We start from the raw sequence: 18,114 nt of genomic DNA, 5'->3' as shown, positions 1-18,114 counted from the left end.
AATTTTACTCTTGACTGGGGATAACTCCATTGCCTGATTTAACCTTATTTTAAAAGGATTTATTGATATAAATAAATCCTCGGTCTATTGAAATAAATGTAGATTTACTATAATATAATCCTATATGGAAATCATTATTTTAGCCATTATTACCTTTGTTTCCACCTTGGCCGGAGGTTTATTGGCCATTAAATTTAAAAATCGCCTTCATTTGATAATGGGATTTACCGCCGGCGTATTGTTGGGCGTGGTGGCTTTTGATATTTTACCGGAAATTATAACCGAAGTCGGCATTAACAAATATCCGCCCATTGAACCGATGATTGCCCTGGTGATCGGTTTTCTTTTATTTCATATTTTGGAAAAAACAATTTTAATTCATCATACGCACGAAACAGATTATGCCGAACACAAACATCCGCAAGTCGGTGTATTTTCGGCGCTGGCCTTGATCGGACACAGTTTTATGGACGGAGTCAGTATTGGTTTTGCGTTTCAAGTAAACCAAGCAATTGGTTTATTGGTGGCCATTGCCGTTATTTCTCATGATTTTACCGACGGCATGAATACCATTACTTTTATGCTGGCCAATAAAAATAATATGAAAAAATCAAAGATGTTTTTATTCTTTGATGCTTTGGCTCCGGTACTGGGAGTGCTTTCAACATTTTTATTTATTATTCCTCCGCATTTTTTAATTTGGTATCTGGGATTTTTCGCCGGATTTTTATTGTACATCGGCGCCAGCGACATTTTACCCGAAGCGCACAGCAAGCACAGCTCTCCTAAATTAATTTGTCTGACTTGTCTTGGCGTTTTATTTATTTTTATTATCACTCGATTGGTTTAAAATTTTTTACAAGTAAAAAAGCCAGCTATTTTTAATAAGCTGGCCTTATGTTTTATTTAAATCTTCTTCGGTCATTGAAATTCAATGGCCGGCTCTCCATAATTTTTTTAACCTCATCAAGAGACCAAGGTTTGAAATTATGAGAATCAACGCCTACATCCAATAACTTGCCTTCTTCTTTTGCGTAATCATCCATTCTGCCATGAGAATGTCCGAATAAATGCCAGGCTCCGTAATGCGACAGATGCCATTCTTTGTGGATATAATGGTTTAAAAAAATGAATTGGTCTTCCTCAGTTTTTATTAAAAAAGATTCTTTCATTTCTTTAAAATATCCGGACAGTTGAGACATATGCTTATCATGAGAACCGAAACAGAAAAATTTTTTTCCGTTGAGCCGTTTCAAAATACTTTTTACCAATTCAATGTCATCCCAACTGAAATCTCCGAGATGATAAATGGTATCATCCTCGCCTACAACTTTGTTCCATTCCTCAATAAGAGATTCGTTCATTTCGTCCACGCTTTTAAAAGGACGATTGCAGTACTTAATAATATTGGTGTGGCCGAAATGAGTATCTGCCGTAAAATATATCATCGACATTTTTCACCTCCTTTTTTTCTGGTTTTTTGTTGTTTACGCGGCATTTTATGTAAAAGTTGATATTTGCCGCTCATCCTGAAATTCATCGCATTCATGCCATTTGGACAAGCATGATCTATCCGGCACCAAGAACAATGATTACCGGGCAGAACAATCATTCCGTGGCAATTGAGGCAAATAATCACCAGTTTTACTTTTTTCCCATGTGGACATTTGCCATCGCAAGGACATGGCCTGGTTGTGTCCCAAAATAATTTACATTTTTTATCAGGACAAATAATATAGGTTACGCCTGATTCCATCTCAGATATTTTCATTTTTTATATCCTCCCTTTTAAAGAACTTAATTTAATTTTAATCCGATAATTTTTTTTGTCAATTTATATTTTACCAGTAAATTTTATTATATACTTTGAGCGCCATTTTTGGTTTTGGCTTTAAATTCGGATTAAATTGATAAGCAATTATGGCGCAATTTTTAATATCGTCTTCCCGGTCTATTTTTAATAATTCCGCTTCAGTGAATTTTTCCATCAATTTTCTAAATGACAGCATAACTGCGGAATGGCAAACCACCATAATATCTTTTCCTGAATATTCTCTCACTATTGATGTTAAAAATGACCAGACTCGCAAATTAACATCCGGATAAGATTCGCCGCCGATTGGCCGATAATAATATTTTTTTTCTTTTTCCTTGCGTTCATATTCGTACGGAAATATTTTTTTTATTTCTTCAGCGGTTAAACCGTCGGCAATACCGAATTCTTTTTCCCTGACTCGTTCTTCAATGACAAATCTGGTTTTTGAAAAATTACGGGCAATAATTTTAGCCGTATCTTGAGCTCTTTTAAAAGGTGAAGCAAAAATTAAATCAAAACTTTTATAATCTTTTTTTAATCCCAGTCCTGTTTTGAAAGCTTGTTTTTTCCCGATTTTAGACAAATGCACATCGGCGTTGCGAACACTTTTCACCTTATTGGTATAAGTTTTCAAAACGCCCCGGTTGATTAATTCTCTTTCTTCGTTGTAAACAGACAGGCCGTGACGCACAATTACCAATCTGTTCGGCCATTTTTGTTTTAAGATGTTTTCTTCAGACATATTATTTTATTTTATTATTATAAATTAAGTGTAGCAAAAAAACATCTTTTAATCAAGATTAAATATCCCATTTAAACCCATTGCCAAAATGTCCGTATTTGGCGGTTTCTCTGAAAATCGGTTTTTGCAAATCCAAATATTTGATAATTTCCGCCGGCGTTAAATTATATCCTTCAATGTGCGATATGAATTTTGTCGGTTTATTTTTAAAATTCAATTCCGCGGTTGCCATAACCGGTTTTGCCACTCCGATCGCATAAGCCAATTTCACAAAAACTTCTTGAGCTTTGTATTTTTTAAGCAAGTCCACGGCTACTTTGCGCGCCATATAGGCGGCCGATCTGTCAACTTTTGTGGCGTCTTTACCCGAAAAACTTCCGCCGCCGATTGAAATATTCGGTCCGTAATTATCAACAATTAATTTTCGGCCGGTTAATCCGGTATCAGCCTTAAATCCGCCAAACGTCCATTTTCCGGCAGGATTTTTAAGCCAACGTTTATCATTGTTTTTTATCCCCCATTTTGTTAATAAATCAATTAATTTTTTTGGGTAATTTTCACCGCAAACACTGGTAATAATTTTTTCTATTTTTTTACCATTGAGCGTTACTTGGCTTTTACCGTCGCGCGCGCCCATTGCTTTTGTCAATTGACGAGACATTAAAACTTCCGAAGGAATCATTTCTTTTGTTTCATCGCAGGCGTAACCGACCATTATTCCCTGATCACCCGCGCCACCAATATCAACTCCGGCTTTTATTTGCGGCGATTGTTTTGCCACATTAACAAAAACTTTAACTTTGTCTTTGTATCCGCAATCTTTATAAACTTTTTTCGCGATTAAAACGTAATTCGGATTGGCATGACTGGTTATTTCGCCCATTACATAAACACAACCATGTCCACCCATGGTTTCTATCGCCACGCGCGAATTAGGGTCAACTTTTAAACATGCGTCTAAAATTGCGTCGCTGATTTGATCACAGATTTTATCCGGATGGCCGATGGCGACGCTCTCGGCTGTTTTAATTTTTTGCATCATACATTTTTATTTAATAATTAAAAAAATTCATTCCCGAAAGAATGAAAGATTTGGACTATTATCTTCCCTTTCGGGTTCTTTAGCACCTTCCGGGATTATTGTCTCCGGGGTTGCCGGACGCATCATCGGGTTTTGTTCCCGCATTCCGATTTTACTCGGAAACTCCGCGCCTCTCTTGATAAACTAAATTAAATTGTAAGTTAATTGTAAAATAAAAAAAAATTAAATGCAATGGCTGGCCTGTGGAAAATTTTACTGCGAATATTATTACATTTCAAAATAAGATTTTTTAATACTGTCGTCCAATGAAAATCCCAGTTTTGATATGGTCTCTTTTATTTCTTTTTCATTTGTTTCTTTGTCCGTTGACCTGATTTCCACAAATTTTCCCAAATTTATTTTTTTACCGTCTTCTATTTTCGCGACTGAATCAACTGAAAAAATCACACCACCGAGTTGATATAAAACTCTTTCTTTTTTAATTGTTTTTATTTTATCTCCATAAACCGATAAGAATTTTTTCTCCGTTTCAGCATCTATTTCAAATTCAAATTTTGGCCTCTCTCTGAAATCAGATTCAATTCTTGGCCCTTTATAAGTGAGAATTTTATATTCGCCTTCATCCCGAATTCTTAAAACTTCGTCAGTTTCAATTAAATTTCTATCTTTGGGATTATAATAATAATCTGTTTGCGTAGTGGATCCCAGCCGTTCCGCGCCCATTTTACGCAAAAATTCAGGATCAATCTCAGCGCTGAATTTCAATTGAATCTCGTGCAAACCGGATTTTTGCGCTTCTATTTTGGGACTATATTCGTTTTTTATTATAATATCCGCGTTTTTCTTGGTATTTTGAATATGTTTTTCGTGCATCGGTTCCACCACTTCTGAAAAATATTTTAAAATATCAATCGGTTTTTGACCCGTTCTTTCCACATCTCGCAAAAGTCTTCTTAAAATTCTGCCATGAGTTCCGATATCAACAAAAGCTTTAATGTCGCCTTCCGGCGCTATTGATTCATTAAGTGCGAATAATCCTTCAACGATAACCACTTTATTGGGTTGTACTTCTTCCGTTCCTGTTGATTCGGCTTCTTTAAAATTGTAAATCGGTTTTTGAATTGATTTTCCTTGTTCTAATTTTTGCAAATGTTCTTTAAGCAATTCAAGGTTTAAAGCCTCGGGTTGGTCCCAATTTAAAATATTTCCTTTTTCAGCTTCTTTATCCATGAATTTTTTGCCGCGATAATAATCATCCATTGAAAAAATCAGCGCCTTGTCGTCAAAAAGTTCTTTAACTTTTTTTGCCACCGCGCTTGTTTTTCCAGAAGCGGAACCGCCGGCAATTTCAACTATAACCGGATTTGTTTGCTGGGATAATTTTTCATTAATCAGAGAAGAAAGTTTTCCAACTCCTTGCTCCAAGTCGTATTCAGGAATATTTGAGACCTCTTTTGTTTCCTGCAATATTTTTTTATTTTCAGGAAGTCCATGAATCGCCAAATATTGATTTTTATATTTTTCATTATTCGTCGCTTCTTCGCCAAACCATTGAGGCGGAATGAATTTATCACTGTCTTTTTCTGATTTAAATTCCATTTCTGCAGTGACCAATCCCTTTAAATTGCCTTGATAAACATCAAGCTCAATAACACCTGCTTCATAAGGTATCTTATATCTTATTTTTTCCAATCTTTTGCCTTCGGTCGTAATCCAGAGCGCGTTAAATTGTTCTTCGGTAATTTCAATTTCCAATTCCGTTCTGATCTTGCCCGCGCCGTTTTTAACGGTTTGAAAATATTTATCTCCTCTTTTTCTCAGTCGTATTTCGGTTCCGTCTTCGGCAAGCGCGATATATCCTTGCATTACTTCTTCGTGTGGAAAATCTTCCAAATTTTCAGGAAGAGATGAAATAAAAAATTTTCTCTCTATTTCTTTTGGCAGTTTTTTTATTTTTTCTTGAACAGGAATGTTTTGTTTTAATTCAGGATTATTTATTGAATTCATATTTTTAATTATATCAATCTCGGCTAAAAAATCAATAAGAAAAGGCCCGCGAATTATTGCGGACCCTTTAAATTAAACTTCCTTTATCCTTGTAATATTTTCTATAAAGAACATCTGTCTGTAAGGACCGCGTAGGAACTGTACGGTTTTATTAGAATTCATCTTGCATATCAAGCTGAATTCATGAGGTTCTACGACTTCACTTAAAGTACACCTGATTTTACCTTTCCAGTCACCTTCATTCCAGCATATTTCAACCCGTTTTCCCGCGAATTCCCTGAATTTTTCAGCCTTTTTTTTCAGCAACTCGCTTTTTTTCGCCTGTAATTCATTCACTTTTTTAGATTGCTCATTGATTTTATCCTGTAAATCAATTAATTTTTGATTTTCCCGATAAAACGATGAACATTTTTCTGCTTTCATTTTTCACCTCCTTTCTTGACAATAATAGGCGAGATTTTTTTCCAATCTTTAAGAAGTGTTTTTTTGCAGGCCAAACATTTATACATTGACCATTCTTCTTTTTTGTCATAATGCGATTCAACCATATTCATGGTCTTGCAATGAGGGCAGTTTATAACTTCTTCCCCGGCAAAAAATTTTTGAATAGTCTTTTTCTTCATTCCTGCTTTTTCGCACCGAGTCATCAGTATTTTTATCGTATTCCCGACTTCTTTAACGAACTTATCGATATTATTTTTTTTGCTCATGATTTCCTCCTTTTAAAAAAAATATAACAAAATTTTTAAAAAATGTCAACCCCGTTTTCAGTTAATAAGCTGATAAGCGAATAAGTTGATAAGCAAAAAAATAAAATACCACTTTTTCACGGCCGTGAAAAAGTGGTATCAAGTGATTTAACTTTGATTTATTTAATATTTTTTAAATTGCGCCATCTTTTGGCCGCCTTGGAACGAGCCAATTGTTTTTCAATCTTGCTGCTGATTTCCGCGAATTGAACATCATCAATGTCTTTGCTTTTTTTAATTTCTTCCGCTCTTTTTCTGGCTTCTTCAATCCTTTGTTCGTCAAGTTCAACGGCCAGTTCTGCCGTATCGGCCAAAATAATAATTTTATTTTTCAGGATTTCCACAAAACCGCCGGAAACCGAAATAATTTCATTTTCACCGCTCGGTTTTTTGAGTTCAATAACGCCCGGATTCAAAATTGAAACCAACGGAATATGATCCGGCAAAATGGTAATTTCGCCCGATTGAGTCGGAATCGTAGCTTGAAAAACTTCTTCTTTCAAAACCACTCTTTCCGGAGTAACAATTTCAAATTCAATTGTTTTTTTATCAGTTGGCATAAAAAATTATTTTTTAATACTGGCGATAACGTCATCAATGCTGCCTTTCATATAAAAATCACCTTCACCTTTATCGTCATGTTTGCCGTCTAGAATTTCTTTAAAGCTTCTGATTGTATCGGCTAATTTGACATATTTGCCAGGATGGCCGGTGAAAGTTTCAGCCACGAAACAAGGCTGAGATAAAAATCTCTGAACTTTTCTGGCTCGAGAAACTATTAATTTATCTTCATTGGACAATTCTTCCATACCCAAAATGGCGATGATATCCTGCAAATCGCGATAGCGCTGTAAAATTTTCTGTACGCCGCGGGCGACTTCATAATGCTGCGCTCCGACAATTTTCGGATCCAAAATAATTGAAGAAGAATCAAGAGGATCCACGGCCGGATAAATTCCCAATTCCGATAAAGAACGGGACAAGACCACAGTTGAATCAAGATGCGTAAAAGTAGTAGCCGGAGCCGGATCGGTTAAATCGTCGGCCGGTACGTAAACCGCTTGAATTGAAGTGATTGAACCATTTTTTGTGGAAGCGATTCTTTCTTGAAGTTCTCCCATTTCAGTCGCCAAAGTCGGCTGATAACCGACCGCGCTTGGCATACGACCCAATAAAGCTGATACTTCAGAACCGGCTTGAGTGAAACGAAAAATATTATCAACAAAAAATAACACGTCTTGATTTTGTTCGTCGCGGAAATATTCCGCAATGGAAAGACCGGATAAAGCCACGCGAGCGCGAGATCCGGGCGGTTCATTCATTTGGCCAAAAACCATTGAAACTTTATCAATAACGCCGCTTTCTTTAAATTCATTATACAAATCATTGCCTTCGCGCGTACGTTCGCCGACGCCGGCAAAAACAGAATAACCGCCATGTTCAGAAGCAATATTATGAATCAACTCTTGAATAATAACCGTTTTACCCACGCCTGCTCCGCCAAACATTCCGACTTTTCCGCCTTTGACAATCGGACAAATCAAATCAATAACTTTAATTCCGGTTTCCAAAATTTCAGTTTTAATGGATTGATCAATAAATTTCGGAGCCGCGCGATGAATCGGATATTTTTTTTCAGTTTTAACTTCTTTGCCGCCATCCACCACTTCACCCAAAACATTAAAAATTCTGCCCAAAGTTTCTTTGCCGACCGGAACGCTGATCATCTCTCCGGTATCAATGGCTTCATCGCCTCTTTTTATACCATCGGTAGTTCCCATGGCAATAGTTCTGACCAAATTAGATCCTGTATGCTGGGCAACTTCCAAAACCAACCGTTTTCCGTTATTATTTACTTCCAAAACATGGTAAATTTCCGGAAGTTTTTCAGCAAAATAGACATCAACGACTACGCCGATGACTTGTTTGATTATTCCAATGTTTTTCTTTTCAGACATATATTCTTAAAATAATAATTAATTAATTTTAATTCAAAATTTAAAAATCAAAGATTAAAATGACAAATTAAAATGTAAAATTATCAAAATAATAAAATTCATTTTGACTTTTATTATTTTTGAATTTTGCTCTGTCATTTTTCATTTTGATTTTTTCACTTTTAATTTTTAGGACAGGGCATTTGCTCCGGCGCTGATTTCGGCAATTTCAGCCGTAATATTTGATTGACGCGCCTTGTTGTAGAACAAAGTCAATTCGTTAACCATATCAGACGCTGATTCGGTTGCTTGATGCATGGCGGCCATTCGAGCGCTGTGTTCCGAAGCATTTGATTCCAACAAGGCCTGATATAATTGAACTTCAATCAAGCGAGGCACAATCCGATCCAAAACTTCTGTCGGAGTCGGCTCAAAAGTATATTCATATGTAAATTCTTCAGATTGAAAATGTTTTTTTTCTTTTTCTTCTTTTTCAGCCATGCCCAAATATTGATCTTGAAATTCAATATTTATCGGCAAAAGCTGTTTGACTCGAGGAATTTGTTTTACACCGCTGACAAAATCAGTATAAACAAGCATCACTTTGTCATATTTGCCCGATAAATAATCATTAATTGCCATCCGAGCAATAGGGTTGGTTTCGGCTGCTGATAAGACCAAATCAGATTTGGGAAATTCTGCCGCAATATTATATTTTTGCTGAGCCATAATACTCCCCTTTTTGCCGACTAAAATAATATCAGTTTCCAAATTATGTTTTTTTAATGATTCTTTCGCTCTATTGATAACCGCGGCGTTAAATCCGCCGCATAAACCGCGATTGGAAGAAATTAAAATCAAGGCGGCTTTTTTTATTTCCTTTTTTTTGGTTAAAAGCGGATGTCCGATTTCATTATTGCCTGCGGAAATTTTTGCCAAACGTAAAACCATCTCCCAACTTAAATTTGCATAAGTGCGAGTTTTAAGCACGGCTTCCACCGCTTTTCTCATTTTTGACGCCGCCACCATTTCCATTGCTTTGGTGATTTTTTTGGTATTGGAAACGGATTTGATGCGCCGAGATATTTCTTTGGTCTTGGCCATATATTACTTAGTCAAATAATCCAGAGTGGCTTTATAATCGTCAATTAATTTTTTTATTTTAACCTCCACTTCTTCGGTTAATTCTTTTTTTTCTTCAATTAAATTCAAAACTTGATTATTCAAATCTGCGTATTTCATCAGTCCTTGTTCAAATTCTCTGGTTTTTTCCACCGGAACATTATCAACATAGCCGTTAATCAAAGCATAATAAATCAGAACTTGTTTGGCGACATGAACGGGCAAATATTGATCTTGTTTGAAAATTTCATACAATCTCTTGCCTCTTTCCAATTTATTTTTAGTATCAGTATCCAGGTCAGAACCGAATTGGGCAAACGCGGCCAGTTCGCGATATTGAGCGGCTTCCAAACGCATTTTTCCGGCTACTTTTTTCATGGCTTTAATTTGAGCTGTTGAACCGACGCGAGAAACTGACAAACCGGCATTTACGGACGGACGCTGGCCCTGATAAAATAAATCAGGTTCCAAATAAATTTGGCCGTCAGTAATGGAAATAACATTGGTTGGAATATAAGCCGAAACATCGCCGGCTTGAGTTTCAATAATCGGCAAAGCGGTAATGGAACCGCCGCCAAAATCAGCATTTAATTTGCAGGAACGTTCCAATAATCTGGAATGAAGATAAAATACATCACCCGGATAAGCTTCGCGTCCCGGCGGTCTGCGCAATAATAAAGAAATTTCACGATAAGCGACCGCGTGTTTGGATAAATCATCATAAATAATCAAGACATCTTCGCCTTGATCTAAAAAATATTCAGCCATGGCGCAACCGGCATAAGGAGCAATATATAATAATGAAGCTGAATTTGAAGCACCGGCCAAAACAATGGTCGTATAACTCATGGCTCCGGCTTCTTCCAACTTAGCAACGATATTGGCTATTTTTGATTCTTTTTGTCCAATGGCCACATAAATACATTTCATATTCTGGCCTTTTTGATTGATAATAGCATCAATCGCAATGGCTGTTTTTCCGATTTGGCGATCGCCGATAATCAATTCTCTCTGACCGCGGCCGATTGGAATCATGGCATCAATGGCTTTAATACCGGTTTGAACAGGATCTTTAACCTTGGCGCGGGTAATAACACCCGGGGCGATTTTTTCAACCGGATAAAATTTAGCCGCTTCAATTTTTCCTTTTCCGTCAAGCGGAGCGCCCAATGGATCAACTACGCGTCCGACTAAATTCGGACCAACCGGAACTTCCAAAATTCTTTTGGTGCAAACCACTTCATCACCTTCTTTAATAACTGCAAATTCACCCAAGATAATAGCTCCGACCAAATTTTCTTCCAAGTTTAAAGCCACGCCGACAATTTCTTGTCCGTTGGATTTAAAAATTAAAATTTCAGACATCATGGCATCGGACAATCCTGAAATCAAAGCAATACCGTCGGAAATTTTTAAAACTCGACCGACCGTCTGTTCTTTGGCTTCAGCTTGATAACCGGAAATTCGGCTTTTAAGCTGTTCAATGATGAAATCTTTCGTATTTGACATATTTTTTATAAAATTATTATTTTTATTATTTGTTCTATTTATTCATTTCGTTTTTTAAATCCTGCAAAGATTGTTTCAAGCTAGCATTGATCACTTTGTCTTCATAACGCAGAACAAGGCCGCCTAGAATATCTTCATCTGTTTTTTCGGTTAAAACTATTTTTTGTGCGCCGGTTTTCAATTTTAAATATTCTTCAATTTCTTTTTTGGTTTTTTCCGAAATAGCTCGAGCGCCGGTAAATTCAACCGCCAATTCTCCCTGATTCTTATCCCAAATTTTGGAAAAAGCAGACAGAATCTCATTCAATCGATTTAAATCCCGATTTTCCATCATAATTTTGGCGAAATTATCCAAAATCACCGCCATTTCAGGCTTGCTTTTTGAAGAGATGGATTGAGCCAAACTCTCGGCATATTGTCGAGCGGAAATTTTCATAATATATTATACCCTTTTATTATTTAATTAAATCCTCAATTATTTTTTTATCTTTAACATCAGTCATTTTTTCCTTAAGCACTTTTTCCACGGCCAAAACCACCAAATCAGTCATTTCATTTTTTATTTCTTTGATTGATTCTTCTTTTTCTTGAGCGATTTTGGCTTTCTCGCTTTCAAAAATAGCCGCCACTTCCAATTTGGTTTTTTCAACTAATTTTTGCTTATTGATTTCAGCCGACTGATTGGCATTTTCAACAATAGCCAAAGCGTCTTTCTTGGCGCTGTTTAAAATTTTAATTTGTTCAAGATTTGTTTCGGCCAATTTTTTTTCAACTTCCTTGGCATCATTCAAACTTTTTTCAATCGTCACGGTTCTTTCTTGCATTACTTTAGCAATCGGCTTAAAAGCGAATTTATAAAGCACAAAAAAGATAATCGCGAAATTAATCAGTTGAGCCAAAAATAATTTAAAATCAATGTGAAAAATAGAAACTAATGAATCCATATAAAAAATTTAATATAATAATAATTTAACCTCTGCTCCCGAAAAAGGAGCAGTTCGTCAAATTGCTATTTGATGTTAACTGATACTGAAAGCAATAACTAAAGCGTAAATGGCAATAGCTTCGGCAAAAGCGCAGGCCAATAACATTGGCACTAAAATTTTGCTGGAAGCTTCCGGATTGCGGCCGATCGCTTCCATGGCTTTCGCGCCAATGAAACCGATACCCAAACCGGGACCGATAGCGCCGATACCAATAGCTAAAGCTTTGGCTAACATTATATTTTCCATAGTGTTGTTAATAATTTATATTTTTTTAAATTGACCTTTAATTAATGTTCTTCCGCCGTAGTGGCAATGGATAGATATATTAACACTAAAATTGAAAAAATCAAAGCTTGGATGAAACCAACAATAACTTCCAAAAACATAAACGGCAGTGGCAAACCGAAAGCGAATATGGCCGACATTGAGGCCAGTAATACTTCACCGGCAAAAATATTTCCAAATAAACGAAAAGATAAGCTGGCAACTTTTGCCAACTCACCCACTATTTCAATCAAGCCGACAAAAAATTTAATCGGGTTAATAAGCAAGATAGTCGGATCTTTGATAATTTTTTTCGGTATTTCCAATAAAATTTTAAAATTGATGAATTTGTTCAGATATTTCCACCAACCGACAGCCACGACTCCCATAATATGACTGACTACGACCGCCAAGGAAGCCAAAGCCAAAGTGGTGTTCAAATCAGCCGTAGCGCCGCGAAAATAAGGAATAAATAATTTATGCCCTCCTTCGGATACTATCTGGCCAATAGATCCGACTCCGGGCAAAAGACCCATCCAGTTATTGATTAAAACAAAAAAGAAAAAAGATAAAACAAACGGAGCGAAGTGTAAAGTCTTTTTGCGACTGCCGGTAACCGAATCAAAAATATCAAAAAATGATTCAAAAACCATTTCCAAGGCATTCTGCAAGCCGCGAGGCACTTGTTTTATTTTTCCTTTTAAAGACCAAACCAAAGCGACGACAAAAATAATCACTACTATCCAAGAATTAATTATGGAATTAGTAATGGGAAAATTACCGACATGAAAAACCTGTTCGGCATATAAAGTATTTTCGTGCAAAATTTGTTCTCCGGCACTATTAGACATATTATTTGCGTTTTTCAATCTTTTTATTATCAAGCGAGTGAGAGAAAAGTAGTTCGCTTACTAGTGGATTACTTTTCCGAGCGAGCGCAGATATCAAAGAGTTAATACTTTTTATATTCTTCTAAAGTATTTTTGACCAAAGCAATCATTGAAAAAATAAAAGATAAGCCGATGACGATTAAAAACCAACGCGGCGAACTGTTATATTTTTTATCCAGCCATTTTCCCAATAAAGCTCCCAAAAGAGCCGGGAAAACAATCCAAACCGACAACCGGCTGAATATCTTCAAAGATTCCATTAAATATTGTTTATCTGCGAATTTAGACATATATGAGTTAAAATTATATCAATTTTAAAATTTTTGTCCAGACGATAAATATAAAAAAATCAATAAGAAAAGGCCCGCGAATTATTGCGGACCTTTTTTAAATTAAACTTTTTCTATCTTCGTAATTTCGTTCACAAATAATATTTTTGTTTCGGGACCACGAATATATTTTATGGATTTCTGTTCTATTTTACATCCCCAGCCAAAATTACGATCTTCAAAAATTTTAACTAAAGTACACTCTATTTTACCTTTCCATTGCGAATCGTCGTCCCAACATATTTCAACTCGTTTTCCTACAAATTTCTTAAGTTTTTTAACCTTTTCTTTCTCTAACTTGCCTTTTTCTGCCATTAATTTATTTATTTGCTTACATTTCGCATCAATCTTTTTTCGCATTGCATGCATTTCCTTAAATTCCCGATAAAACGATGAATATTTTTTCTTTTTCATTTTTCCTCCTTTTAAAGAACCTTCTTTATATAATAGCCGAAAAATTAAAATACGTCAATGGATTATTTCTCAATAATTTCTTCAAAATTTCCCGATTCAATGTCGTCGGTAAAACCCTTTAATCCTTCATATTGTTCTTCCAAATCCGCCAATTCGTTTTCCAGTTCAACTCTTATCCCCGTATTGGTTTCTGTTTTTAATTCTGTTTTAATTTCTTCAATCCTTAATTTTAATCCTTCTGTATATTCCTTCATATCTTGTCCCAATTCTTTTGTTTCGTTGGGATTTAACGCTTTCTCTCTTTTTGTTTCGGCTGATAAATTCGGTGTTTCAAAATTTTTCATAAAATTTATTATTTAAATTATTTATTTTTTGGCGTATATGTAAAATTTTGTAGCCGACATGTCAAGATATTGTTCCATGGAAGAATCAATGTTTATGTAAGATATAAGCCCCTTGCTTCTTTTGGCCTTCATGGAATCCGAGTCCGCTCTGACCACTGCCATTTCCCGTCCTTCTTTGCTGAACAAAACCGCGCTGACAACAAGTTTGGAAATATCAAAATCATTCGGATTATATAATTTTACGTTGATTTTATAAGAACTGTTTTTTTCTTTGGTCGTTTCCAAAGCTTCCGTTTTTAAAATAGGTTTTGTAAAATTGATCGCCGGAATCCAATTTGTGTCGCCAATAACCACTTCCGCCCGGCCAACCATATTTCCGCCCGTATCAATTTTTGTTTCAGCCAAAGTTTGAGTTTCTCCTCTGTAAATAAAAAGTGATTTCTGAATTGATTTTATCAAATTTTCATGGTCGTCATAAAGATTGATCGTGTATGAATAATTATCCGATCCGTAATTTCTGTTGGGATTTTCAATTTTAAAAAGTACTGATAATGTCCTGTTGTCAATCCAAAAAACAGTTGGCTTTGACGCCGTAAGCGGCTTCGGGGGTTCTTTATTAACTGATTTAAAAATCAAAAAATAAATGCCGCACCCGATTGCCATAAATATTAAAATAAAAATCAAAATGAGTCTTTTATTTTTCATAAATTTATTAAATGATTTATCCTGAGTTTACTTGTACTGAATCTGTTGAAGTATCGAAGGATTTATCCTGAGTTTACTTGTACTGAATCTGTTGAAGTATCGAAGGGTTTATCCTGAGTTTGTCGAAGGGTTTATCCTGAGTTTGTCGAAGGATTTATCCTGAGTTTGTCGAAGGATTTATCCTGAGTTTGTCGAAGGGTTAATTTAATTTCCAAACAAAAAAGTTTAAAATTGTGGCAAAAGAAACCCAAAGCCAATAAGGAATAAATAAAATTCCGGCCAGTTTTCTGATTTTGAAGAATTGAAAAGTCAAAATTCCGATCATCACCCATAAAATTATAATGTCAAAAAGTCCGAGTAATGGGCTCTCCAATCCGAAAAATAAAAATGACCAAATGGCGTTAAAAAATAAATGAATCCAGAAAAGACGAGAAACCATTTTTATTTTTTTGCTCTGTCCTTCTGTAGCTTTAGCGTAAGAGGACGAAATGAGAAAAATGGAAATTGCCATTAATAGATAAAGTGTGGTCCAGGCCGGACCGAATAACCAATTTGGCGGACTGAAAGACGGTTTTTCTAAAAATACATACCAATTTTTGATGGCCGAAACGGTGAAAATACTGCCAATGGCGCCGGCGCATTCACAAAAACCGAAATAAATTAAAAACTTGATAACATTTTTTTTATTCATATATTTTTTATTTATTATTTATTTTGGTCTTTTCCGTATTGTTGCTGATCGTCTATAATATCTTTTTCTTGCCAATCGCGCGCCCAATCTTCAACATTAAAAACTTTTATATCCCCTTCTCTTGTGGAGCAAACCACTCTTTTTAAACCGGCATTGATAATCATTTTTTTGCAAATAAAACAAGGAAAAGCATCGGTTTTTTCACCTTTCTGATTTTCACCGTAAATATACATATCGCCATTCAAAAGAGATACTCCTGCTCGGGCAGCGTTTAAAATACAATTTTGTTCAGCATGTACGCTTCGGCAAAGTTCATATCTTTGGCCGTGAGGAATATTCAATTTGTCTCTTAGACAATCATTTCTTTCAAGACAATCTTTTGTTTGTCTTGGACTGCCCAAATAACCGGTAGCGATAATTTGATCATCTCTGACAATAATCGCTCCAATTTTAGCGCGAAGACAAGTGCCACGATTTTTTACTCTCTCGGCAATCATTAAATAGTATTCATTTTTTGTCGGTCTCATAATTTTTATTTAAAGTTAATAAAAAAGCAAATTAAAATCAAGCTATAATTATTTTTTAATTAATTTTTTTCCATTTTTTGGAGATTGTAAAAAATTTTCTCTGCTGACAACACTTTTGCCGGTTTTCTGTTCCAATTCCAATCGCGCATTTTTGGCAATGCGGCCTCCCTTAACCGCCGGAATTTTATTTTCTTCCAAGCCTTTTGTTTTCATTGTTTCGGCGATTTCACGTGTGGAAAGTTCCGCCAAGGCCGAAAAAACCAATTCCGCATCCGTCATATGATCGCGCAAATTTTCTGTTTTCAATTTTTTTAAATTCTTATGATCCTTAACCGACAAATCGATCCATTCTTGATGAATAATATTTGTCAAAATAGCGTATTCGTCCTGCTCTTTGACTTCGTTATTTTTCCAATAATCCGTCAATTTATTTCTGATTTCCTGCCCCATCATTCTTTGCTGTATCCATTTTTGGCTTCGGCCCATTCTTTGCCAATTCATTCTGCCCCGATTGATTGATTTTTCCGGATCAACGGTTTCTTGTATTCTTTCATAACCCACGCGCGCCAGCCATAATTTTATCGGTTCAGCTTTTTTACTCGGAACTGATTGAATAAGGCGCAAAATTGTTTCTACGTCGGCTGTGTCGGTTTTATAATACTTTCCATCAGTAGATTGTAATTTCAGTTTGTCACATTTTGTGACAGACTCATTCCCTTCTTGTTTTAAACGATTTTTAAGCGTTGTCCAATAGCTTTGCGCTTTTTTAAAATCGGGTTGCTCTGTAAGAACGGCCATAATATCAATAACTGAAAAATACCATTTTTCTTTTTTTTCGTCCCATAGCCGGCGGATTTTTTGACCTTCAAAAATCGTGATTTGTTTATTATTTATCATAAATTATTATTTTAGTTCTCAAATTTTTTGACCGCTTGGCGGTATTTACAAAAGTCGCAGTCGGGTCCGGGTTTAGGGAGAATGTCGGAATTAAGGCACTCTATCGCCTCTTTAACGGTTTTTTCAACCCAAGAATCATCGCCTTTATACGGAATAATTTTGATGTCAAATTCCAATTTGCCGTCAAACGCTTTTTTGTCCGCGTCGCCGTTGCAATAAACAAAATAACCGGTTGAAGACACTTTAAAACCATTTTGCCTGAACAACCATTGATATATTTCCATCTGCCGTTTATACCCAATCTGCCATTCGGCATCCAAATTAACTTCCTCACTTTTTGAAGTGGCTTTGTAATCAACAATCAGAAATTCGCCTTTCGGATTTACCCAAACATCATCCACGCCGCCGGTAATCATTATATTCGTGCCGGGTATTTGATAAGTTATGCCGGCGCGCAAAGAATCACGCCATTCTTCCATTTTTTTATGAACCAACGGCACCGCGTCCACGCCATATTCGGTCATTAACGGATGCGCCACTCCTTTAGCCCGATGAATATCAAATTCTTTTTTCAAAAGTTTATCCACGGCGGAATTCAAGGAAAACGGAAATCCGGGCGGTTGGCCGACGCCAAGCCGGCGATCCAAATAAAAACACCTCGGACATTTTATGAATAAATCAATCTTTGACCGACTTAAACGAAAAACTTCCTTTGAAATAGGACTGTAAAGATTTCTTGTTCTGTTTGGGTTATAATATTCAGACATATTATTTATTATTTAATTTTTTGTCGTCATTAAAAATTGATTTATAAGCATATATAAATAATATAATAAAACCCAAAAGAATAATAAAGTATATTAACATTTTTTCCCATAACCGTTCAAATTGAAATAAAGTTATAAGTATTTGAGAAATACCAATTTCCATTAAAATCATTGTGAGTATTAATAAAATTTTGGAATATCTAGAAGAGGCATCATCAAAATTTCGAATACTGTCAATTAGACGTTTGGTAAGTTCAGCCTGAGCTTGTTGGGCATCAAGTCCGCTCGACATTCCTGAAAGTTTAGCTTTTTCGCCCGTATATTCAACAAGTTGGGACTCAGTTAATTTTTCGATATTGTTAATCATAGTTTAATA

General features: G+C 35.7%; 25 protein-coding genes. 1 reads left to right on the top strand and 24 read right to left on the bottom strand.

What is annotated here, in order from left to right:
• Nucleotides 1-124 precede the first annotated feature (124 nt).
• On the top strand, nucleotides 125-850 hold the full coding sequence (locus PHF10_04935; GenBank protein ID MDD5535065.1) for a ZIP family metal transporter: 726 nt from the start codon (nucleotides 125-127) through the stop codon (nucleotides 848-850).
• 52 nt (nucleotides 851-902) lie between these two features.
• Here PHF10_04935 and PHF10_04930 read toward each other — a convergent pair whose 3' ends face one another.
• The 24 genes from PHF10_04930 to PHF10_04815 all read right to left on the bottom strand — a co-directional run bounded on the left by PHF10_04930 (nucleotide 903) and on the right by PHF10_04815 (nucleotide 18,105).
• Entirely contained in the window at nucleotides 903-1,448 is a 546-nt protein-coding gene (locus tag PHF10_04930) for a phosphoesterase (GenBank protein ID MDD5535064.1), read from the bottom strand.
• A complete protein-coding gene (locus tag PHF10_04925; GenBank protein MDD5535063.1) occupies nucleotides 1,445-1,771 on the bottom strand; it encodes a hypothetical protein in 327 nt (108 codons plus the stop codon). Before PHF10_04925 ends, PHF10_04930 begins: the two co-directional genes overlap by 4 nt.
• A 70-nt stretch (nucleotides 1,772-1,841) precedes the next feature.
• Complete coding sequence (locus PHF10_04920) at nucleotides 1,842-2,558, bottom strand: phosphoglycerate mutase family protein (GenBank protein ID MDD5535062.1); 717 nt, start codon at nucleotides 2,556-2,558, stop codon at nucleotides 1,842-1,844.
• 58 nt (nucleotides 2,559-2,616) lie between these two features.
• Nucleotides 2,617-3,600: a methionine adenosyltransferase domain-containing protein gene (locus PHF10_04915; protein MDD5535061.1), complete on the bottom strand. Its 984-nt coding sequence runs from the start codon at nucleotides 3,598-3,600 to the stop codon at nucleotides 2,617-2,619.
• Nucleotides 3,601-3,867: 267 nt separating this feature from the next.
• Nucleotides 3,868-5,607 carry a class IV adenylate cyclase gene (cyaB, locus tag PHF10_04910; GenBank protein ID MDD5535060.1) on the bottom strand — a complete coding sequence of 580 codons (1,740 nt, stop codon included), beginning with the start codon at nucleotides 5,605-5,607 and terminating at the stop codon, nucleotides 3,868-3,870.
• A 72-nt stretch (nucleotides 5,608-5,679) separates the two neighbouring features.
• Nucleotides 5,680-6,030 carry a hypothetical protein gene (locus PHF10_04905; protein ID MDD5535059.1) on the bottom strand — a complete coding sequence of 117 codons (351 nt, stop codon included), beginning with the start codon at nucleotides 6,028-6,030 and terminating at the stop codon, nucleotides 5,680-5,682.
• Nucleotides 6,027-6,317, bottom strand: coding sequence for a hypothetical protein (locus PHF10_04900; GenBank protein MDD5535058.1), 291 nt, complete (start codon nucleotides 6,315-6,317; stop codon nucleotides 6,027-6,029). Before PHF10_04900 ends, PHF10_04905 begins: the two co-directional genes overlap by 4 nt.
• A gap of 158 nt (nucleotides 6,318-6,475) precedes the next feature.
• Entirely contained in the window at nucleotides 6,476-6,916 is a 441-nt protein-coding gene (gene atpC / locus PHF10_04895; GenBank protein MDD5535057.1) for an ATP synthase F1 subunit epsilon, read from the bottom strand.
• 6 nt (nucleotides 6,917-6,922) lie between these two features.
• A complete protein-coding gene (gene atpD / locus PHF10_04890; GenBank protein MDD5535056.1) occupies nucleotides 6,923-8,314 on the bottom strand; it encodes a F0F1 ATP synthase subunit beta in 1,392 nt (463 codons plus the stop codon).
• Nucleotides 8,315-8,482: 168 nt separating this feature from the next.
• Nucleotides 8,483-9,397, bottom strand: coding sequence for an ATP synthase F1 subunit gamma (atpG, locus tag PHF10_04885; GenBank protein ID MDD5535055.1), 915 nt, complete (start codon nucleotides 9,395-9,397; stop codon nucleotides 8,483-8,485).
• A gap of 3 nt (nucleotides 9,398-9,400) precedes the next feature.
• A complete protein-coding gene (gene atpA / locus PHF10_04880; GenBank protein ID MDD5535054.1) occupies nucleotides 9,401-10,924 on the bottom strand; it encodes a F0F1 ATP synthase subunit alpha in 1,524 nt (507 codons plus the stop codon).
• 34 nt (nucleotides 10,925-10,958) lie between these two features.
• On the bottom strand, nucleotides 10,959-11,360 hold the full coding sequence (gene atpH / locus PHF10_04875) for an ATP synthase F1 subunit delta (GenBank protein ID MDD5535053.1): 402 nt from the start codon (nucleotides 11,358-11,360) through the stop codon (nucleotides 10,959-10,961).
• 19 nt (nucleotides 11,361-11,379) lie between these two features.
• A complete protein-coding gene (gene atpF / locus PHF10_04870; GenBank protein ID MDD5535052.1) occupies nucleotides 11,380-11,868 on the bottom strand; it encodes a F0F1 ATP synthase subunit B in 489 nt (162 codons plus the stop codon).
• Between the two features lie 75 nt (nucleotides 11,869-11,943).
• The gene (atpE, locus tag PHF10_04865) at nucleotides 11,944-12,156 is read right to left on the bottom strand and encodes an ATP synthase F0 subunit C (GenBank protein ID MDD5535051.1); all 213 of its coding nucleotides are present in this window, start codon (nucleotides 12,154-12,156) and stop codon (nucleotides 11,944-11,946) included.
• Nucleotides 12,157-12,197: 41 nt separating this feature from the next.
• Entirely contained in the window at nucleotides 12,198-13,025 is an 828-nt protein-coding gene (atpB, locus tag PHF10_04860; GenBank protein ID MDD5535050.1) for a F0F1 ATP synthase subunit A, read from the bottom strand.
• A gap of 101 nt (nucleotides 13,026-13,126) precedes the next feature.
• On the bottom strand, nucleotides 13,127-13,354 hold the full coding sequence (locus PHF10_04855) for an AtpZ/AtpI family protein (protein MDD5535049.1): 228 nt from the start codon (nucleotides 13,352-13,354) through the stop codon (nucleotides 13,127-13,129).
• 102 nt (nucleotides 13,355-13,456) lie between these two features.
• Nucleotides 13,457-13,807 (bottom strand): hypothetical protein, encoded by a 351-nt coding sequence (locus PHF10_04850; GenBank protein ID MDD5535048.1) that lies wholly within the window; start codon nucleotides 13,805-13,807, stop codon nucleotides 13,457-13,459.
• Nucleotides 13,808-13,869: 62 nt separating this feature from the next.
• A complete protein-coding gene (locus tag PHF10_04845) occupies nucleotides 13,870-14,151 on the bottom strand; it encodes a hypothetical protein (GenBank protein MDD5535047.1) in 282 nt (93 codons plus the stop codon).
• 21 nt (nucleotides 14,152-14,172) lie between these two features.
• A complete protein-coding gene (locus PHF10_04840) occupies nucleotides 14,173-14,856 on the bottom strand; it encodes a hypothetical protein (protein ID MDD5535046.1) in 684 nt (227 codons plus the stop codon).
• Nucleotides 14,857-15,055: 199 nt separating this feature from the next.
• On the bottom strand, nucleotides 15,056-15,547 hold the full coding sequence (locus PHF10_04835; protein MDD5535045.1) for a tryptophan-rich sensory protein: 492 nt from the start codon (nucleotides 15,545-15,547) through the stop codon (nucleotides 15,056-15,058).
• Between the two features lie 14 nt (nucleotides 15,548-15,561).
• On the bottom strand, nucleotides 15,562-16,074 hold the full coding sequence (locus PHF10_04830; GenBank protein ID MDD5535044.1) for a dCMP deaminase family protein: 513 nt from the start codon (nucleotides 16,072-16,074) through the stop codon (nucleotides 15,562-15,564).
• Between the two features lie 48 nt (nucleotides 16,075-16,122).
• A complete protein-coding gene (locus PHF10_04825) occupies nucleotides 16,123-16,971 on the bottom strand; it encodes a BRO family protein (protein ID MDD5535043.1) in 849 nt (282 codons plus the stop codon).
• Between the two features lie 11 nt (nucleotides 16,972-16,982).
• Nucleotides 16,983-17,738, bottom strand: coding sequence for a PD-(D/E)XK nuclease family protein (locus PHF10_04820; protein ID MDD5535042.1), 756 nt, complete (start codon nucleotides 17,736-17,738; stop codon nucleotides 16,983-16,985).
• 1 nt (nucleotide 17,739) lies between these two features.
• Entirely contained in the window at nucleotides 17,740-18,105 is a 366-nt protein-coding gene (locus PHF10_04815) for a hypothetical protein (protein ID MDD5535041.1), read from the bottom strand.
• Nucleotides 18,106-18,114 lie beyond the last annotated feature (9 nt).

The sequence above is a fragment of the Patescibacteria group bacterium genome (assembly GCA_028716665.1).
In the GTDB taxonomy this organism is placed as follows: Bacteria; Patescibacteriota; Patescibacteriia; order UBA2591; family JAQUPP01; genus JAQUPP01.
Note: the sequence above shows the minus strand (reverse complement) of the source record. Positions and strands in the feature narration are given on the sequence as shown.

What these genes read in the sequence shown, in the direction of transcription:
- PHF10_04900 (MDD5535058.1), bottom strand. Translation starts at nt 6,317, where the DNA reads ATGAGCAAAAAAAATAATATCGATAAGTTCGTTAAAGAAGTCGGGAAT.
- PHF10_04815 (MDD5535041.1), bottom strand. Translation starts at nt 18,105, where the DNA reads ATGATTAACAATATCGAAAAATTAACTGAGTCCCAACTTGTTGAATAT.
- cyaB (MDD5535060.1), bottom strand. Translation starts at nt 5,607, where the DNA reads ATGAATTCAATAAATAATCCTGAATTAAAACAAAACATTCCTGTTCAA.
- PHF10_04855 (MDD5535049.1), bottom strand. Translation starts at nt 13,354, where the DNA reads ATGTCTAAATTCGCAGATAAACAATATTTAATGGAATCTTTGAAGATA.
- PHF10_04850 (MDD5535048.1), bottom strand. Translation starts at nt 13,807, where the DNA reads ATGAAAAAGAAAAAATATTCATCGTTTTATCGGGAATTTAAGGAAATG.
- PHF10_04840 (MDD5535046.1), bottom strand. Translation starts at nt 14,856, where the DNA reads ATGAAAAATAAAAGACTCATTTTGATTTTTATTTTAATATTTATGGCA.
- PHF10_04835 (MDD5535045.1), bottom strand. Translation starts at nt 15,547, where the DNA reads ATGAATAAAAAAAATGTTATCAAGTTTTTAATTTATTTCGGTTTTTGT.
- PHF10_04930 (MDD5535064.1), bottom strand. Translation starts at nt 1,448, where the DNA reads ATGATATATTTTACGGCAGATACTCATTTCGGCCACACCAATATTATT.
- atpA (MDD5535054.1), bottom strand. Translation starts at nt 10,924, where the DNA reads ATGTCAAATACGAAAGATTTCATCATTGAACAGCTTAAAAGCCGAATT.
- atpG (MDD5535055.1), bottom strand. Translation starts at nt 9,397, where the DNA reads ATGGCCAAGACCAAAGAAATATCTCGGCGCATCAAATCCGTTTCCAAT.
- PHF10_04830 (MDD5535044.1), bottom strand. Translation starts at nt 16,074, where the DNA reads ATGAGACCGACAAAAAATGAATACTATTTAATGATTGCCGAGAGAGTA.
- PHF10_04845 (MDD5535047.1), bottom strand. Translation starts at nt 14,151, where the DNA reads ATGAAAAATTTTGAAACACCGAATTTATCAGCCGAAACAAAAAGAGAG.
- atpC (MDD5535057.1), bottom strand. Translation starts at nt 6,916, where the DNA reads ATGCCAACTGATAAAAAAACAATTGAATTTGAAATTGTTACTCCGGAA.
- atpD (MDD5535056.1), bottom strand. Translation starts at nt 8,314, where the DNA reads ATGTCTGAAAAGAAAAACATTGGAATAATCAAACAAGTCATCGGCGTA.
- PHF10_04825 (MDD5535043.1), bottom strand. Translation starts at nt 16,971, where the DNA reads ATGATAAATAATAAACAAATCACGATTTTTGAAGGTCAAAAAATCCGC.
- PHF10_04905 (MDD5535059.1), bottom strand. Translation starts at nt 6,030, where the DNA reads ATGAAAGCAGAAAAATGTTCATCGTTTTATCGGGAAAATCAAAAATTA.
- PHF10_04935 (MDD5535065.1), top strand. Translation starts at nt 125, where the DNA reads ATGGAAATCATTATTTTAGCCATTATTACCTTTGTTTCCACCTTGGCC.
- PHF10_04920 (MDD5535062.1), bottom strand. Translation starts at nt 2,558, where the DNA reads ATGTCTGAAGAAAACATCTTAAAACAAAAATGGCCGAACAGATTGGTA.
- atpF (MDD5535052.1), bottom strand. Translation starts at nt 11,868, where the DNA reads ATGGATTCATTAGTTTCTATTTTTCACATTGATTTTAAATTATTTTTG.
- atpE (MDD5535051.1), bottom strand. Translation starts at nt 12,156, where the DNA reads ATGGAAAATATAATGTTAGCCAAAGCTTTAGCTATTGGTATCGGCGCT.
- atpH (MDD5535053.1), bottom strand. Translation starts at nt 11,360, where the DNA reads ATGAAAATTTCCGCTCGACAATATGCCGAGAGTTTGGCTCAATCCATC.
- PHF10_04915 (MDD5535061.1), bottom strand. Translation starts at nt 3,600, where the DNA reads ATGATGCAAAAAATTAAAACAGCCGAGAGCGTCGCCATCGGCCATCCG.
- PHF10_04925 (MDD5535063.1), bottom strand. Translation starts at nt 1,771, where the DNA reads ATGAAAATATCTGAGATGGAATCAGGCGTAACCTATATTATTTGTCCT.
- PHF10_04820 (MDD5535042.1), bottom strand. Translation starts at nt 17,738, where the DNA reads ATGTCTGAATATTATAACCCAAACAGAACAAGAAATCTTTACAGTCCT.
- atpB (MDD5535050.1), bottom strand. Translation starts at nt 13,025, where the DNA reads ATGTCTAATAGTGCCGGAGAACAAATTTTGCACGAAAATACTTTATAT.